This is a genomic window from Micromonospora sp. C81 (assembly GCF_018070425.1).
GTDB lineage: Bacteria > Actinomycetota > Actinomycetes > Mycobacteriales > Micromonosporaceae > Micromonospora > Micromonospora zamorensis.
In genome coordinates this window covers 34,063-50,104 of record NZ_JAGPXS010000025.1, presented here as the reverse complement: position 1 = coordinate 50,104, position 16,042 = coordinate 34,063, and the positions used below count along the sequence as shown (strand labels likewise).

Genomic DNA, 16,042 nt, shown 5'->3' with positions numbered 1-16,042 from the left:
CGCCCCGTCGATCCGAGCTTGTCAGGGCTGGGTGGGCAGGGCCACGTTCGCCACGATGCCGAGGATGATCAGGATGATGCCCAACCCGACACCGATCGCGCCGCAGATCAGGCCGGCCTTGGCCTGCCCGGCGTTGTTCGCCTGGCCCTGGGCGACCTTCTGCCGCGCGAGGTAACCGGTCACCACGGCCGCGATGCCGACCGGGATGCCCAGGTAGAAGCAGCAGATCAGCGGGATCGACGCGATACCGAGGATCATCGACACCAGGCCGAGGGTGTTGTTCTGCCCCTGGCCCCCCTGCGGGTAGCCGGCGTTCGGGTACGTCGGACCGCCGCCGCCGTACTGGGGCTGCTGCTGGCCGTACGGGTCCTGGCCGTAGGGCTGTCCCGAGGTCGGCTGCTGGCCGTACGGCTGACCCGAGGTCGGCTGCTGGCCGTACGGCTGACCCGAGGTCGGCTGCTGGCCGTACGGGGCAGCCGGCGGCTGGCCGTACTGCGGCGGCTGGGGTGCGTTCGGGTCCTGGTTGGGCTGCTGGCCGTACGGGTCCTGGCCGGGGTTACCGGGTTGCATTCGAGAGCTCCTTGAACTGGTTCCGTCAGTTACTGCTGTTGTTGCCACCCATGATCGCTGTCAGTCCTCGGAATGCACAGCGCGGCAGCACCACGACATCGTCACGGTGCTGCCGATCGACGGTTGCCGTTGGGGTGGTGACCGGGCGACACGCGGTGCTCCTCAGTGCAGCGACACCGCTGGTGTGCCGATCGGTGCGGGGGTTCGGACCGACGAGGTGTCAAGTCCGAGCGAGCGGCAGCGTACCGGGTCGATGCACGTCGGCACTGTCAAAGATCGGCGCGCCGCCCAGCCGGAGGGCTTCCTGACCTGCCCGATAGGGTGGCCCGGTGACCGAGCCCGCGCCTGTCGCCCGCATCGTCGTCCTCATCTCCGGCTCCGGTAGCAACCTCCAGTCGCTGCTGGATGCCGCCGTCGACCCCGCGTACGGTGCGCAGGTCGTGGCGGTCGGCGCGGACCGTGACGGCATCGCGGGCCTGGACCGGGCCGAGGCCGCGGGGGTGCCGACCTTCGTCGAGCGGGTCCGTGATCACGACACCCGGGAGGACTGGGACCGGGCGCTCACCGCGCACGTTGCGAAGCACCAACCGGACCTGGTCATCTCCGCCGGTTTCCTCAAGCTGGTCGGCCCGCACTTCCTCGCCGCGTTCGGCGACCGCTACCTGAACACCCACAACACCCTGTTGCCGGCGTTTCCCGGCATCCACGGTCCGCGTGACGCCCTCGCCTACGGCGTGAAGCTCACCGGGGCCACCCTCTTCTTCGTCGACGCCGGCATGGACACCGGGCCGATCGTCGCGCAGGTCGCGGTGCCGGTGCTCGACGACGACGACGTGGACACGCTCACCGAGCGCATCAAGGAAGCCGAGCGGCGCCAGCTCGTCGAGCAGGTCGGTCGCCTGGTCCGCGAAGGCTGGACCATCACCGGAAGGAAGGTCACGGTTCCGTGAGTCCCACTCAGGACGGGCGCCGCCCGATCAGGCGGGCGCTGGTCAGCGTCTACGACAAGACCGGGCTGGTCGAGCTGGCTCAGGCCCTGCACGCCGCCGGTGTGGAGATCGTGTCCACCGGAAGCACGGCGGGCACCATCGCCGCCGCCGGTGTGCCGGTGACGCCGGTGGAGACGGTGACCGGGTTTCCCGAGGTGCTCGACGGCCGGGTGAAGACCCTGCACCCGAAGGTGCACGCGGGTCTCCTCGCGGACCTGCGCAAGGACACGCATGTCGCGCAGCTCGACGAGCTGGGGGTTGCGGCGTTCGACCTGCTGGTCTCCAACCTCTACCCCTTCCAGGCGACCGTCGCCTCCGGCGCCGACGTCGAGGAGTGCGTGGAGCAGATCGACATCGGTGGCCCGGCCATGGTGCGGGCCGCCGCCAAGAACCACGCCTCGGTTGCCGTGCTCACCGACCCGGCCGGTTACCCGGCGCTGATCGGCGCGCTCGGCGAGGGGGGCTTCACCCTGGCCCAGCGGCGCGCGCTGGCCGCCCGGGCGTTCGCCGACATCGCCGAGTACGACGTGGCGGTGGCCCGGTGGTGCGCGCAGGAGCTGGCGCCCGCCGACGACTGGTGGCCGCAGTTCGCGGGGCTGGCACTGCGCAAGTCGGCGGCGCTGCGCTACGGCGAGAACCCGCACCAGCCGGCTGCGCTCTACACCGACCCGGACGCCCCCGCAGGGCTGGCCCAGGCCGAGCAACTGCACGGCAAGGAGATGTCCTACAACAACTACGTCGACGCGGACGCCGCCTGGCGGGCGGCGAACGACTTCGCCGACCAGCCGGCCGTCGCGATCATCAAGCACGCCAACCCGTGCGGCATCGCGGTGGGCGTGGACGTGGCCGAGGCGCACCGCAGGGCGCACGCCTGCGACCCGGTGTCGGCGTTCGGCGGCGTCATCGCGGTCAACCGGCCGGTCTCGGTCGAGCTGGCGCGGCAGGTGGCCGAGATCTTCACCGAGGTGGTGGTCGCGCCCGGCTTCGACGAGGGCGCGGTCGAGGTGTTGCAGGCCAAGAAGAACATCCGGCTGCTGCGGGCGCCGGCCTGGACGCCGGCGCTGGTGGAGTTGCGGCCGGTGACCGGTGGCGTGCTGGCCCAGGTCGCCGACCGGGTGGACGCCCCCGGCGATGACCCGGCGACCTGGCAGTTGGCGACCGGCGAGGCCGCCGACGAGGAGCTGCTGCGGGACCTGGCGTTCGCGTGGCGGGCGGTTCGTGCCGTGAAGAGCAACGCGATCCTGCTCGCGAAGGACGGCGCCACCGTCGGGGTCGGTATGGGTCAGGTCAACCGGGTCGACTCGGCGCAGCTCGCGGTCAACCGCGCCGGCGCCGAGCGGGCTCGGGGTTCGGTCGCCGCCTCGGACGCGTTCTTCCCGTTCGCCGACGGCCCGCAGATCCTCATCGACGCCGGCGTCCGCGCCATCGTGCAGCCCGGTGGCTCGATCCGCGACGAAGAAGTCATCGCAGCGGCCAAAAAGGCCAACGTAACGATGTACCTGACGAAAACCCGCCACTTCTTCCACTAGGCCGCCAACCCCCGTCCGCGTCGATCATGGAGTTGTGGTGCCCCGCAAAAGGGGTGCCGGCCAAGAAATCGGCCACCACAACTCCATGATCGACGTGTGAGGCGGGCGGGTCAGGCCGTTGGGGTTGTGGGGCGGAGTTCGGCGAAGTGGCAGGCGGACGGGTGGGGGTCCGCCGCTCTCGGGACCGTTTTCGGGTCCTCCACGGCGCAGATCTCCTGGGCCTTCCAGCAGCGGGTGCGGAAGTGGCAGCCGCTCGGCGGGTCGGCCGGGCTGGGCACGTCGCCGACCAGCCGGATCATGTTGCGCTGGTCGCGGGCCTCCGGGTCGGGCACCGGCACAGCCGAGAGCAGAGCCTGGGTGTACGGGTGGGTGGCCCGCTCGTAGATCTCGTCCTCGGTGCCGATCTCGACGATCCGGCCGAGGTACATCACGGCCACCCGGTCGGCGATGTGCCGCACCACGGACAGGTCGTGGGCGATGAAGATGTACGACAGCCCCAGCTCGTTCTGCAACTGCTTCAGCAGGTTGATCACCTGGGCCTGGATGGAGACGTCCAGCGCCGACACCGGCTCGTCGCAGACGATCACCTCGGGTCGCAGCGCGAGCGCGCGGGCGATGCCGATGCGCTGGCGCTGACCGCCGGAGAACTGGTGCGGGTACCGGTTGATGTGCTCCGGGTTGAGCCCGACCACGTCGAGCAGTTCCTGGACCCGCTTCTGCTTGCTGCCCTTGGGCGCGGCATCCGGGTGGATCTCGAACGGTTCGCCGATGATGTCGCCGACGGTCATCCGCGGGTTCAGCGACGTGTACGGATCCTGCATGACCATCTGCATGTTGCGGCGCACCCGGCGCAGTTCACCCCCGGAGGCCTTGAACAGGTCCTTGCCCTCCAGGGTCGCGCCTCCGGAGGTGGGCGTCTCCAGGCGCATCAGCAGCCGGGCGAGGGTGGACTTGCCGCAGCCGGACTCGCCGACGACACCCAGCGTCTCGCCCCGACGCAGCTCGAAACTCACCCCGTCGACGGCCTTCACCGCGCCGACCTGCCGCTGGAACAGCACCCCCTGCGTGATCGGGAAGTGCTTCACCAGGTTGTCGACGGAGAGGATCGTCTCGCCGCGGACCTTGTTGGGGCTAGCGGGCGGCGCTGTCATCACGGACCTCCTGCGCGAAGTGGCAAGCGCTGGTCCGGCCGTCGCCGAGGACCAGGTCGTGCGGCACGACGTCCACGCAGACCTGCTGGACGTACGGGCACCGGGGGTGGAACGGGCAGCCGGACGGGATGCGCATCAGGTTCGGCGGCAACCCCTTGATCGTCGACAGTTCCTCGCCGCGGACGTCCAGGCGCGGGATCGACTCCAACAAACCCTTGGTGTACGGGTGGGCGGGCGCCTTGTAGAGCGAGCGGACGTCGGCGTGCTCGACGATCCGGCCGGCGTACATGACCGCGATCCGGTCCGCGACACCGGCGACCACGCCCAGGTCGTGGGTGATCAGGATCATCGCCATGTTGCGTTCCTGGCGCAGGTCGGCCAGCAGGTCCATGATCTGGGCCTGGACGGTCACGTCGAGCGCCGTGGTGGGCTCGTCGGCGATCAGCACCTTCGGGTCCAGCGCCAGCGCCATGGCGATCATGACGCGCTGCCGCATGCCGCCGGAGAACTGGTGCGGGTAGTCGCCGATCCGCTTGGCGGCACCGGGGATCTTGACCAGGTCCATCAGCTCGATGGCACGACGTCGGGCGTCGGACCGGGACAGGCCGGAGCGCTGACGCAGCGTCTCACCGATCTGCCAGCCGACCGGAAACACCGGGTTCAGGGCCGAGAGCGCGTCCTGGAAGATCATCGCGATCTCCTTGCCGCGTACCTGCCGGCGCTGTTCCTCGGAGCGGGTGAGCAGGTCCTGACCCTGGTAGAGGATCTGGCCGGAGCGGACGAACGCGGGCGGGGTGTCCAGGATGCCCATGATCGCCTGGGCGGTGACCGACTTGCCCGAGCCGGATTCGCCGAGCACGGCCAGTGTCTCGCCGGCGTCCAGGTGGTACGACACGCCGTTGATCACCCGGGCCACGCCCTCGTTGGTGCGGAACTCGACGTGCAGGTCCCGCAACTCCAGCAGGTGGCCGCCCTCGGGCGTGGCGGAGGCGGGCGTCGGTTGAACGGTCATGGCTGTGCCTGCCTTTCGCTCGCGACTGCGGGGCTCGCTTCGCTCACTCCTCGCGCTCGCATGAGTCACCGCAGCTTCGGGTCGAAGGCGTCACGGATCGCGTCGCCGAGCATGATGAACGCCAGCACGGTCAGCGCGAGGAACGCCGACGGGACGATCAGCGGCGTGGCCGCCTCGCGCATGTGGATGCGGCCGGTGTCGATGTCCTGACCCCACGAGATGGTGGGCGCCTTCAGGCCGATGCCGAGGAAGGAGAGCGTCGCCTCGGCCGCGATGAACGAGCCGAGCGCGATGGTCAGCACGACGATGACCGGGGCCAGCGAGTTCGGCAGGATGTGCCGCCACATGATCCGGCTGTTGCCGGCGCCGAGCATCCGGGCCGCCGCGACGTAGTCCTGCTCCTTTGCGGTGATCACCGAGGAGCGGACCACGCGGGCGGCGGTGGTCCAGCCGAGCAGGGCGAGCACGAAGACGACAGCGCCGATCCGTGCCCACTGGCTGTCACTGGAGACCCGCTTGAGCAGCACGATCGCGGCCAGCAGCAGCGGGATGCCGAGCACCACGTCGATCACCCGGGAGAGCACCGCGTCGACCCACCGGCCGAAGTAACCGGCCAGCATGCCGATCACCAGCGCGATGATCCCGGTGCCGAGAGCGGCGAGCGCGCCGACCAGCAGCGAGGCGCGGGTGCCGTAGACCGCACGGGAGTACGTGTCGCAGCCCTGGAAGTCGTACCCGAAGATGGCCCCACCGGACGGCCCGGCGTGCTGCCGGGAGAGCAGGCAGTCGTTCGGGTTGTTGGCGGTGAACACCCCGGGGAGCAGCGCCATCAGGGTGAAGATGACGACCAGCGTCAGCGAGATCCAGAAGATCGGGTTGCGGCGCAGGTCCCGCCAGGCGTCTCCGGCCAGGCTGCGGGGCTTGTTCGCGGCGCCGATCTGATTGGGTGTGCCCGGCTCGCCCGAGGGGCCACGCCGCGCGGCCTGGTTCTCGGTCGCCGCCACAGTTTCAAAATCACTCATGCCTGCACCTCGCTGCGCTCGGCGCCGGCATGAGAGCCCAAGCACGCTGCGCTGATGATTCGTTCGCTGCGCTCACTCATAGCGGATCCTCGGGTCGAGTACGGCGTACAGGACGTCCACCACCAGGTTCGAGACCAGGTAGACCACGACGAGCACGCTGACGATGCCCACCACGAGGGGGCCGTCCTCGGTGCGGATGCCGCGGAAGAGGTTGAAGCCGACGCCGGGGATGTTGAAGACGCCCTCGGTGATGATCGCGCCGCTCATCAGGTTGCCCAGCTCCACACCGAGGAAGGTGACCACCGGGATCAGTGAGTTGCGCAGCACGTGGACGATGACGATGCGGCGCTTGACCAGGCCCTTGGACCGGGCGGTCCGGACGTAGTCCGCGCGCAGGTTCTCCGCCACCGAGGCCCGGGTGAGCCGCAGCGCGGTGGCCAGCGACAGCGAGCCGAGCACGATGCCCGGCAGCAGGAGCGCGTAGAACGTCGGGTCCGAGCCGGCGGTGGGCGGGAACAGCTGCCACTTGACGCCCAGGAAATACTGCGCCAGCGGCGCCAGCACGATCGTCGGGATGCCCAGCACCAGCAGGGTCAGCACCAGCGTCGAGTTGTCGAAGATGCTGGCTCGGCGGATACCGGCGATCACGCCCGCGCTGACTCCGAAGATGATCGCCACGGCGAGGGCGATGAGCGCGAGCCGCACGGTGACCGGCCAGGCCTGCTGGAGGATGTCACCGATGCTCCGACCGGTGAGCGACTCGCCCAGGTTGCCCTGGAGCAGGTCCTTCACGTAGTCGAAGTAGCGGTAGAAGAAGCCGCCGACGCCCGTCTGATCCAGGTTGTACTTCTCGGTCAGGTAGGCCCGTTGGGCTGGCGTCACCGGCCGCTCACCGGCGAGCGCCTGGATCGGGTCGCCCTGTCCGGCGAATGTCAGCGCGTAGACGATCAGGGTGGTCCCGAAGAACGCCAGGACCATCTGCAGTAGGCGCCGCAAGATGTAGCGGAACATGCTTAGCAGTCTCTCCGGAAATGTGCGAAAGGGTCGCAGGACGGCATCTCTGGTCGTACCCGAAATATCCGAGACGTGCCGTCAGGCCCGGGGGAGCCGGCACCACCGATGCCGGGTCCGCTGCTGCGGCCCGGCTCCGGTGGCGCGATTTGGGCCACCCGAGCGTCGTCGCCCGGGTGGCCCGCACCGTGGTCAGCTCAGCTGGCCGCTTCGATCTTGACGAGGTTGACCCGCTGGAACAGGTCCATCTGCACGTTCTTGACCTTGGACGAGTGGCCGAACACGTTCTCGCCGAAGCGGAGCGGGATCACCGGCATGTCCTTGGCCAGGATGTCCTCCGCCTGCTGGTACTTGGCGATCGCCTCGTCCTGCGTCTTGGCGGCGGAACCCTCCTTGACCAGCTTGTCGAACTCCGGGTTGCTGTAGCCGTAGTAGTTCGACGAGCCGTTCGTGCTGTACAGCGGGCCGAGGTAGTCCTCCATGGTCGGGTAGTCCATGACCCAACCCATCCGGAACGCACCCACCGGCGTCTTCTTCTCGACCTTGGTCAGCAGGTCGGCGAACTTCGGCTCGGCCGAGCCGACGGCGTCGACACCCAGGTTGGCCTTGAGCTGGTTGACAGTGGCGTCGACCCAGTCCTTGTGGCCGCCGTCGCCGTTGTACGAGATGACGATCTTCGACGGACCACCCGCGGCCTGGTAGAGCTTCTTGGCCTCGGTCGGGTTGAACTCGCCGGCCGTGCCCGCGGTGTTCTCCCGGTAGCCCGGCAGGACCGGCGAGACGAAGGAGCGCGCCGACTGCTGAGAGCCCTTGAAGACCGACTTGGTGATCTCGTCACGGTCGATCGCCATCGAGATGGCCTTACGCACGTCCGGGTTGCTGTAGTCCTTGTCGAACGTCGGGAACGCGAGGAACTGGAACGACGACATCGGGCTGGTCTGGTACCGGTCGCCCAGGTCGCTCGGCGCGGTACTCAGGCTCTCGGTCGGGATCGTCGGCAGCACGTCCAGGTTGTCCGCCAGGACGTCCGCGTAGGCCGCGGTCAGCTGCTGGTAGATCCGGAACTCGACGTTCTTGACCTTGGGCTTCTCACCCGGGTACGCGTCATAGCGCTCGACCTCGATCTTGCTGTCGTGCTGCCAGGTGCCCTTCATCTTGAAGGGGCCCTGCCCGATCGGCGCCTGCTCGTAGGAGTCCTTGAGCACGCCCGGGGCCGAGAACGCGGCGTCCGGCATCGGGTAGAACGCGTTGTAGCCGAGCACCGTCTTGAAGTCGATGTACGGCTCGGAGAGCGTCACGGTGAAGGTGAGGTCGTCGACCTTCTTCAGACCGGACATCTCCTTGGCCTTCGGCGCCTTGCCCTGGAGGTCGTCGTAGCCAGCGATCTTCTCGAAGAAGTAGTTGCTGTCCTGACCGTTGGGGGCGTACGCGCCGTAGTTCCAGGCGTTGACGTAGTCCTCGGACGTGACCTTCTCACCGTTGTGGAAGGTGAAGCCGTCCTTGAGCTTGATCGTCCAGACCTTGTTGTCCGACGAGGTCACCGACTGGGCCGCGACCTCGTAAGGCTTGTTCTGGGCGTCGTAGTCGGCGAGCGGGCTGAACAGGCCGGCGATCACCTGCGAGCCGGACGTCTCGGTGGTGTTGGTGGGAACCAGGTGCTTCGGCTCGCCGATCTGGATGCTGACCGCCGAATTGCCGTTGCCGCTGGATCCACCGTCTCCGCCGCTGCCGCAGGCCGCGAGGCCCAGCGTCACCGCGAGCGGGAGGGCGGTCCAGGCGGCGAGTCTACGAACTCGCATTGAGCCTCCTCATCTCCTCACGCTGCGCAGTCAGGCCCGACGCTGGGTTACGCTGCGCAACAAGCGGCAACGGTAGGTCGGGGATGGGCCTTTGGCAACGACGCGGTTGCGGGTGGGTAACGGTCCGGGGGTGGCCCCCTTGTCGAAGGCGGGTCCGCCTGCTAGCGAAAACCGCCGTAAACCTCGCCAGCCTGCAAAAGTCTTGTCTTTCGTGGGGGCGGCAGTGCTGGTCTGAGGCGGGATGGGCCCCTCCGGATGGGCCATCCCATCTCCGTCGTGCTCGGCCCGCCTGTCTGGTTCGACGGTGACCGAATGAACAGAAAGTGACTGAGAGTGACGTGCAACACGTTACTTACGGTCATGTGTAACGGTGGTGGCCGAGGTGGCGACGAGCCGCGCGGGCGAGGTCCGTCGGAACTGCGGCCGGTGGCCGTGAGACGATCTGGACGTGACGGCGACGCTTCTGGACGGCAAGGCAACCGCGGCGGAGATCAAGGACGAGCTGCGAATCCGGGTGAAGGCACTCGCGGAACGCGGCATCACCCCCGGGCTGGGCACGGTGCTGGTCGGGGCGGACCCGGGCAGCCAGGCGTACGTCAACGGAAAACACCGCGACTGCGCCGAGGTGGGCATCGCCTCGATCCGCCGGGAGTTGCCGGCCGACGCCACCCAGCAGCAGGTCGACGACGTGCTGGCCGAGCTGAACGCCGACCCGGCGTGCCACGGCTACATCGTCCAGCTGCCCTTGCCGGCCCATCTCGACACCCAGCGGGTGCTGGAGCTGATCGACCCGGACAAGGACGCCGACGGCCTGCACCCGGTCAACCTGGGCCGGCTCGTCCTCGGCTACGACGGCCCGCTGCCCTGCACCCCGCGCGGCATCGTGGAGCTGCTCCGCCGGCACGACGTGGCGCTGCGCGGCGCGACCGTCGCCGTGGTCGGTCGGGGCAACACCGTCGGCCGACCGCTCGGCCTGCTGCTCACCCGCCGCTCCGAGAACGCCACCGTCACCCTCTGCCACACCGGCACCCTCGACCTCGCCTCGCACACCCGGGCCGCCGACATCGTCATCGTCGCGGCCGGCGTGCCGGGCCTGCTCACCGCCGACATGATCAACCCCGGCGCCGTCGTGGTGGACGTCGGCATCACGCGCGTGATCGGCGCGGACGGCAAGGGCCGCTACACCGGCGACGTCGACCCGGAGGTGGCCGAGACGGCCGGCGCCCTGGTCCCCATGCCCGGCGGTGTCGGGCCGATGACCCGGGCCATGCTGCTCACCAACGTCGTCGAGCGCGCCGAGCGCGGCTGAGCCCGCGCGCCGGTAGCGCCGAACCAGGACGGCGGTGACGTTCGCCCCATCCCGGCGATGGCCGCCGCCCCTGGCCTGATCGGTGCCAGGATGACTGATACGGTCCGGAAAACCGACTGGTATCAGGGAGTGGGACGACCATGGGTAAGAAGGTCACTGTCGTCGGGGCTGGCTTCTACGGCTCCACCACCGCACAGCGCCTGGCCGAGTACGACGTCTTCGACACCGTAGTGATCACCGACATCGTGGAGGGCAAGCCCGCGGGCCTCGCGCTCGACCTCAACCAGTCCCGGGCCATCGAGGGCTTCGAGACCAAGGTGGTCGGTGTCACCACCGGCCCCAACGGTGAGGGCTACGAGCAGATCGAGGGCTCCGACGTCGTCGTGATCACCGCCGGTCTGCCGCGTAAGCCCGGCATGAGCCGGATGGACCTGCTGGAGACCAACGCCAAGATCGTCCGCCAGGTCGCCGAGAACGTCGCCAAGTACGCCCCGAACGCCGTCGTCATCGTGGTCTCCAACCCGCTGGACGAGATGACCGCGCTGGCGCAGCTCGCCACCCAGTTCCCGAAGAACCGGGTGCTCGGCCAGGCCGGCATGCTCGACACCGCCCGGTTCAGCAACTTCGTCGCCGAGGCGCTGAACGTGCCGGTGGCGTCGGTACGCACGCTGACCCTGGGCTCGCACGGCGACACCATGGTCCCGGTGCCCTCGAAGAGCACCGTCAACGGCAAGCCGCTGCGTGACGCGATGCCGGCCGAGCAGATCGAGGAGCTGGTCGTCAAGACCCGCAACGGTGGCGCCGAGGTGGTCGCGCTGCTCAAGACTGGTTCGGCCTACTACGCCCCGTCCGCCGCCGCGGCTCGGATGGCGAAGGCCGTCGCCGAGGACTCGGGCGAGGTCATGCCGGTCTGCGCCTGGGTCGACGGCGAGTACGGCATCTCCGGTGTCTACCTGGGTGTCGAGGCCGAGATCGGCGCCGAGGGCGTCAAGCGGGTCGTCGAGACCGACCTGGACGCCGACGAGCGCGCCAGCCTCCTGGAGGCGGCCGAAGCCGTCCGCGCCAAGCAGGGCGACATCTCCAGCATGTAGTTCCCCGAACCAGAACCACCCGAAGGGCCCGCCGGCAAACCGGCGGGCCCTTCCCCGTCCCACCCCCTATCCGCCGTTGATCATGAGGTTGGCTGCAGTGATGGAGATCGAAAACCCCGTCAACCTCATGATCAACCAACTCGGAAGGTGGGTTAGGGGTGGGGAGGCGGGGTGAAGGGGGTGGCCAGGTGGGGGGTGGCCAGGACGGTGGGGGAGTGGGTGCGCAGGGCGGCCCGCCGGGAGGTGCGGGCCAGGTCCGGGTCCACCTCATGGGCGTACGCCAGGTCGGGGTCGACGAGTTGCACGGCGTGCACCAGCAGGTCGCCGGTGACCAGCATCCGTTCGTCGGCCGAGGTCAGGAGCACCGACTGGTGGCCCGGGGTGTGGCCGGGGGTGGGCAGCAGGCGTACCGCCGGGGTGAGAGTGGTCTCGCCGTCGACCACCCGGAGCTGGCCGGCGGCGCGCAGCGGTGCGATCAGGCCGGCCGGCAGTCCGGGGTTGAGCGTCTCCGCCGCGTCCAGCTCGGCGCGCTGCACCAGATAGTTGGCGTTCGGGAAGTACGGCCGGCCCGGCGTGCCGGTGACGGCCCAACCGATGTGGTCGCTGTGCAGGTGGGTCAGCACGACAGTGTCGACGTCGGCCGGGTCGATGCCCGCCGCGGCCAGCTCGGCGGGCATCCGGCCGGGCACGGGCGCCCAGCTCGCGGCCGGCGCGTCGACGGGCCCGATCCCGGCGTCGACCAGGGTGACCGGCCCGTCGCCGGAGCGGATCGCAAAACTGCGGAACGGCAGCCACCACTGCCCGTCGCCGGTCACCGAGCCCGGGTCGCGCCGGTCGGCCTCCGCCCAGTGCGCCGCCGTGGCCTGCGGGAACGCCTCCGCGCGGGGCTGGAAGAAGGCACCCTCACCGTCGGTGAGTGCGGTGACCGTGATAGACCCAAGGGTGCGGTTCAGTGGCATCGGGCGATGATTCCAGGGCATTCCTGTTCCGCGCAGCCCGGTTTCCGCCGGTCGGTCGAGGCCGGCTGGGGGTTGCCGGCCCAATTGCAGTACGCTCGTACTGCTTGAGCACGTGTCCCCCGAGAGGAGCGCCGGTCGATGGCGAAGATCAAGGTAAACAACCCGGTCGTTGAACTCGACGGCGACGAGATGACCCGGATCATCTGGAAGCAGATCCGGGAGCAGCTGATCCTGCCCTACCTCGACGTCGACCTGCACTACTACGACCTGTCGATCCAGCACCGCGACGAGACCGACGACCAGGTGACGATCGACGCCGCCAACGCCATCAAGGAGCACGGCGTCGGCGTCAAGTGCGCGACCATCACCCCGGACGAGGCCCGGGTCGAGGAGTTCGGCCTGAAGAAGATGTGGCGGTCGCCCAACGGCACGATCCGCAACATCCTCGGCGGCGTCGTCTTCCGTGAGCCGATCATCATGTCCAACGTGCCGCGGCTCGTCCCCGGCTGGACCAAGCCGATCATCATCGGCCGGCACGCGCACGGTGACCAGTACAAGGCCACCGACTTCGTCGTCCCCGGCCCGGGCACGGTGACCATCACCTACACCCCCGCCGACGGTGGCGCGCCGATGGAGATGGAGGTCGCCAACTTCCCCGGCGGCGGCATCGCCATGGGCATGTACAACTACGACGAGTCGATCCGGGACTTCGCCCGGGCGTCGTTCCGCTACGGGCTGGACCGCAACTACCCGGTCTACCTGTCCACCAAGAACACCATCCTCAAGGCGTACGACGGTCGGTTCAAGGACCTCTTCGCCGAGGTGTTCGAGGCCGAGTTCAAGGCCGAGTTCGACGCCGCCGGCATCACCTACGAGCACCGGCTGATCGACGACATGGTCGCCGCCGCGCTCAAGTGGGAGGGCGGCTACGTCTGGGCCTGCAAGAACTACGACGGTGACGTGCAGTCCGACACCGTCGCGCAGGGCTTCGGCTCGCTGGGTCTGATGACCTCCGTCCTGCTCTCCCCCGACGGTCGTACCGTCGAGGCCGAGGCCGCCCACGGCACTGTCACCCGGCACTACCGGCAGTACCAGAAGGGTGAGAAGACGTCGACCAACCCGATCGCGTCGATCTACGCCTGGACCCGGGGCCTGGCCCACCGGGGCAAGCTGGACGGCACCCCGGCGGTCACCGAGTTCGCCAACACCCTGGAGCAGGTCATCGTCGACACCGTCGAAGGCGGCCAGATGACCAAGGACCTCTCGCTGCTCATCTCGCGGGACGCCCCGTGGCTGACCACCGACGAGTTCATGAACGCGCTCGACGAGAACCTGGCCCGCAAGATCGCCGCCTGATCCAGGCGTACCGCATCATCGGAGCCCGCCGGCGTCTCAGCCGGCGGGCTTCGGCGTGTCCGGGGCTGACGCGCCGATTGTCGTCACCGCCGTCGGCGCGCCTCGTTGACCAGGATGGACGAGATGCCAGTCGCGTCCAGGAAGGTTGACCTCGGTCGACCCGCGGCACCCGTGCGCCGATCAGCCAGCCTTCCCGGCTGTGCCGTGCACAGCCAGCCGTCCCTTCCCTGCGGGGGGCCCTGTCCCGGGCCCCCCGCGCCCTGTTTCGCAGCGCTCAGCGCGGGGGTTTCGCAGCGCTCACCGCAGGGCGGGAAAGCAGCGCGGCTCAGGCGGCGCGCAGCAACTCGGCGGCGCGTTCCGGGGAGATGTCGTTGATGAAGACACCCATCCCGGACTCGGAGCCCGCCAGATACTTCAGCTTGTCCTTGGCGCGCCGGATGCTGAACAGCTGAAGGTGCAGGTGGCCGAGCTCCCGGTCGATGCGCACCGGCGCCTGGTGCCAGGCCGAGATGTACGGCATCGGCATGTCGAACAGGCCGTCGAAGCGGCGCAGCAGATCCAGGTAGAGCGGCCCGAAGGCGTCCCGCTCGCTGTCGCTGAGCGCCGGGATGTCCGGCACCACCCGGCGCGGCGCGACGTGCACCTCGAACGGCCAACGGGCCGCCGCCGGGACGAACGCCGTCCAGTGTTCGTTCTCGGTGACCACCCGGTCGCCGGTGGCGCGCTCGGCGGCCAGCACGTCCGCGTACAGGTTGCCCCCGCCGGTCCGCTCGGCGTGCCGGCGGGCCGCGGCCAGCAGCGCGCGGGTGCGCGGCGTCACGAAGGGGTACGCGTAGATCTGCCCGTGCGGGTGGTGCAGCGTGACGCCGATTTCGACGCCCCGGTTCTCGAAGCAGAAGACCTGCTCCACGCCGGGCAGGTCACCGAGCACCTCGGTGCGGTCGGCGAGCGCGTCCAGCACCGTGCGGACCCGGCGCGGGGGCAGGCTGGCGAAGGACGCGTTGTGGTCCGAGGTGAAGCAGACCACCTCGCACCGCCCGAGGCCCGGCCGGACCGACGTGAACGGGGTGATCTCCCCGGGCTCGTCGGCGAACCGGCCGCTCAGCGACGGGAACCGGTTCTCGAAGACCACCACGTCGTAGTCGGGCGCGGGGATCTCGGTCAGTCGGTCGCCCACCGACGGGTCGAGCGGGCACTCGTTCGCCGGCGGGAGGAAGATGCGGGTCTGCCGGTGCACGGCGACCGCCACCCACTCGTCGGTCAGCGGGTCGTAGCGCAGTTGGGACGCGGGAGGCGGCGGCGGCAGGTCGCGGCGGTCCGGCTGGTCGCGGACGGCGTCGTCGCGCTCGTCGAAGTAGATCAGCTCCCGGCCGTCGGCCAGGTCGATCGCGGTGCGCTTCACGGCGCCGTCCCCTCACTCGTCGGCGTGCGCGTCGCGCGGCCCGCCCCTGTTGCCTTCACCATGATCAATTCGCCCACGTGTTCGTCGAGTACCCGTCGAGCGGGCGGAGGCAACCGGTCGTCGCTGACCAGTACGTGTGCGGCGGCCAGCTCGACGATCGAGGAGATGCCCACCGTGCCCCACTTGGTGTGGTCGGCGAGCACCACCAACCGGTCCGCCGCGGCCACGAGCGCCCGGTCGGTCTCCGCCTCCATGAGGTTCGGGGTGGTGAAGCCGGCCCGCTCGGTGATGCCGTGCACGCCCAGGAAGAGCAGATCCAGGTGCAGCGACCGGACCGCACCGACCGCGAGTGGACCGACCAACGCGTCCGACGGTGTGCGTACGCCCCCGGTGAGCACCACCGTCTGGTCCGGTCGACCTCCGGCGTGCAGGATCTCGGCCACCGGCAGCGAGTTGGTCACCACTGTCAGGCCGGGCACGTCCACCAACCTCCGGGCCAGCTCGGCGGTGGTGGTGCCGGCGGAGAGGGCGACCGCCGCGCCCGGCCGGACGAGCTGGGCGGCCCGGTCCGCGATGGCGGCCTTCTCGGGCAGTTGGCGGACCGACTTGGCGTGGAAGCCCGGCTCGTCGGTCGACCCCGGCCCGGCTGTGGTGGCGCCGCCGTGCACCTTGGCCAGCAGGCCGCGCTCGTGCAGCGCCTCCAGGTCACGGCGGATGGTCATGTCGGAGACACCGAACTCGGTGGCCAGCTCGCTCACCCGGACGCCGCCGGTCGACCGGACCCGCTCCAGGATGGCCACCTGCCGCTGCTGAGCGAGCATTGCCGTGCCTCCCGGGGGTCC

14 protein-coding genes are annotated in these 16,042 nt (G+C 69.5%); 5 read left to right on the top strand and 9 right to left on the bottom strand.

All coding sequences use genetic code 11. The features are described 5' to 3' along the window. Positions 1–21: 21 nt before the first annotated feature. Complete coding sequence (locus KBX46_RS29215) at positions 22–570, bottom strand: DUF4190 domain-containing protein (RefSeq protein ID WP_210795163.1); 549 nt, start codon at positions 568–570, stop codon at positions 22–24. Between the two features lie 329 nt (positions 571–899). On the opposite strand from KBX46_RS29215, the gene purN reads away from it, so the two are divergent. Next, entirely contained in the window at positions 900–1,520 is a 621-nt protein-coding gene (purN, locus tag KBX46_RS29210) for a phosphoribosylglycinamide formyltransferase (protein ID WP_088950139.1), read from the top strand. Continuing rightward, positions 1,517–3,088: a bifunctional phosphoribosylaminoimidazolecarboxamide formyltransferase/IMP cyclohydrolase gene (gene purH / locus KBX46_RS29205; protein WP_099848541.1), complete on the top strand. Its 1,572-nt coding sequence runs from the start codon at positions 1,517–1,519 to the stop codon at positions 3,086–3,088. Before purN ends, purH begins: the two co-directional genes overlap by 4 nt. A gap of 110 nt (positions 3,089–3,198) precedes the next feature. Here the strand turns inward: purH and KBX46_RS29200 are convergent, their stop codons facing one another. The 5 genes from KBX46_RS29200 to KBX46_RS29180 all read right to left on the bottom strand — a co-directional run bounded on the left by KBX46_RS29200 (position 3,199) and on the right by KBX46_RS29180 (position 9,083). After that, entirely contained in the window at positions 3,199–4,239 is a 1,041-nt protein-coding gene (locus KBX46_RS29200; protein WP_210795162.1) for an ABC transporter ATP-binding protein, read from the bottom strand. Beyond that, on the bottom strand, positions 4,220–5,251 hold the full coding sequence (locus tag KBX46_RS29195; protein WP_099848537.1) for an ABC transporter ATP-binding protein: 1,032 nt from the start codon (positions 5,249–5,251) through the stop codon (positions 4,220–4,222). Before KBX46_RS29195 ends, KBX46_RS29200 begins: the two co-directional genes overlap by 20 nt. A gap of 65 nt (positions 5,252–5,316) precedes the next feature. Next, entirely contained in the window at positions 5,317–6,273 is a 957-nt protein-coding gene (locus KBX46_RS29190; RefSeq protein WP_179780938.1) for an ABC transporter permease, read from the bottom strand. Positions 6,274–6,345: 72 nt separating this feature from the next. After that, the gene (locus KBX46_RS29185; protein ID WP_088950134.1) at positions 6,346–7,284 is read right to left on the bottom strand and encodes an ABC transporter permease; all 939 of its coding nucleotides are present in this window, start codon (positions 7,282–7,284) and stop codon (positions 6,346–6,348) included. Between the two features lie 197 nt (positions 7,285–7,481). Then, positions 7,482–9,083, bottom strand: coding sequence for an ABC transporter substrate-binding protein (locus tag KBX46_RS29180; RefSeq protein WP_210795160.1), 1,602 nt, complete (start codon positions 9,081–9,083; stop codon positions 7,482–7,484). Positions 9,084–9,531: 448 nt separating this feature from the next. Between KBX46_RS29180 and KBX46_RS29175 the strand changes: the two genes are divergently transcribed. Both KBX46_RS29175 and KBX46_RS29170 read left to right on the top strand, forming a co-directional pair. Next, complete coding sequence (locus KBX46_RS29175; protein ID WP_088950132.1) at positions 9,532–10,392, top strand: bifunctional methylenetetrahydrofolate dehydrogenase/methenyltetrahydrofolate cyclohydrolase; 861 nt, start codon at positions 9,532–9,534, stop codon at positions 10,390–10,392. 140 nt (positions 10,393–10,532) lie between these two features. Further along, a complete protein-coding gene (locus tag KBX46_RS29170; RefSeq protein WP_088950131.1) occupies positions 10,533–11,483 on the top strand; it encodes a malate dehydrogenase in 951 nt (316 codons plus the stop codon). Between the two features lie 152 nt (positions 11,484–11,635). On the opposite strand, the gene KBX46_RS29165 is transcribed toward KBX46_RS29170, so the two are convergent. Next, the gene (locus tag KBX46_RS29165; protein ID WP_210795158.1) at positions 11,636–12,442 is read right to left on the bottom strand and encodes an MBL fold metallo-hydrolase; all 807 of its coding nucleotides are present in this window, start codon (positions 12,440–12,442) and stop codon (positions 11,636–11,638) included. A 138-nt stretch (positions 12,443–12,580) separates the two neighbouring features. On the opposite strand from KBX46_RS29165, the gene KBX46_RS29160 reads away from it, so the two are divergent. Beyond that, on the top strand, positions 12,581–13,798 hold the full coding sequence (locus tag KBX46_RS29160) for an NADP-dependent isocitrate dehydrogenase (protein ID WP_091406326.1): 1,218 nt from the start codon (positions 12,581–12,583) through the stop codon (positions 13,796–13,798). A gap of 325 nt (positions 13,799–14,123) precedes the next feature. On the opposite strand, the gene galT is transcribed toward KBX46_RS29160, so the two are convergent. Continuing rightward, on the bottom strand, positions 14,124–15,200 hold the full coding sequence (gene galT / locus KBX46_RS29155) for a galactose-1-phosphate uridylyltransferase (protein WP_210795156.1): 1,077 nt from the start codon (positions 15,198–15,200) through the stop codon (positions 14,124–14,126). Further along, positions 15,197–16,021, bottom strand: a complete 825-nt coding sequence (locus tag KBX46_RS29150) for a DeoR/GlpR family DNA-binding transcription regulator (protein ID WP_210795155.1) — start codon at positions 16,019–16,021, stop codon at positions 15,197–15,199. Before KBX46_RS29150 ends, galT begins: the two co-directional genes overlap by 4 nt. Positions 16,022–16,042: the final 21 nt, after the last annotated feature.

Bases quoted from the DNA above. Each gene is read 5' to 3' on its own strand.
- KBX46_RS29215 (WP_210795163.1), bottom strand. From the start codon at position 570: ATGCAACCCGGTAACCCCGGCCAGGACCCGTACGGCCAGCAGCCCAAC.
- KBX46_RS29200 (WP_210795162.1), bottom strand. From the start codon at position 4,239: ATGACAGCGCCGCCCGCTAGCCCCAACAAGGTCCGCGGCGAGACGATC.
- KBX46_RS29195 (WP_099848537.1), bottom strand. From the start codon at position 5,251: ATGACCGTTCAACCGACGCCCGCCTCCGCCACGCCCGAGGGCGGCCAC.
- KBX46_RS29190 (WP_179780938.1), bottom strand. From the start codon at position 6,273: ATGAGTGATTTTGAAACTGTGGCGGCGACCGAGAACCAGGCCGCGCGG.
- KBX46_RS29185 (WP_088950134.1), bottom strand. From the start codon at position 7,284: ATGTTCCGCTACATCTTGCGGCGCCTACTGCAGATGGTCCTGGCGTTC.
- KBX46_RS29180 (WP_210795160.1), bottom strand. From the start codon at position 9,083: ATGCGAGTTCGTAGACTCGCCGCCTGGACCGCCCTCCCGCTCGCGGTG.
- KBX46_RS29170 (WP_088950131.1), top strand. From the start codon at position 10,533: ATGGGTAAGAAGGTCACTGTCGTCGGGGCTGGCTTCTACGGCTCCACC.
- KBX46_RS29165 (WP_210795158.1), bottom strand. From the start codon at position 12,442: ATGCCACTGAACCGCACCCTTGGGTCTATCACGGTCACCGCACTCACC.
- KBX46_RS29160 (WP_091406326.1), top strand. From the start codon at position 12,581: ATGGCGAAGATCAAGGTAAACAACCCGGTCGTTGAACTCGACGGCGAC.
- KBX46_RS29150 (WP_210795155.1), bottom strand. From the start codon at position 16,021: ATGCTCGCTCAGCAGCGGCAGGTGGCCATCCTGGAGCGGGTCCGGTCG.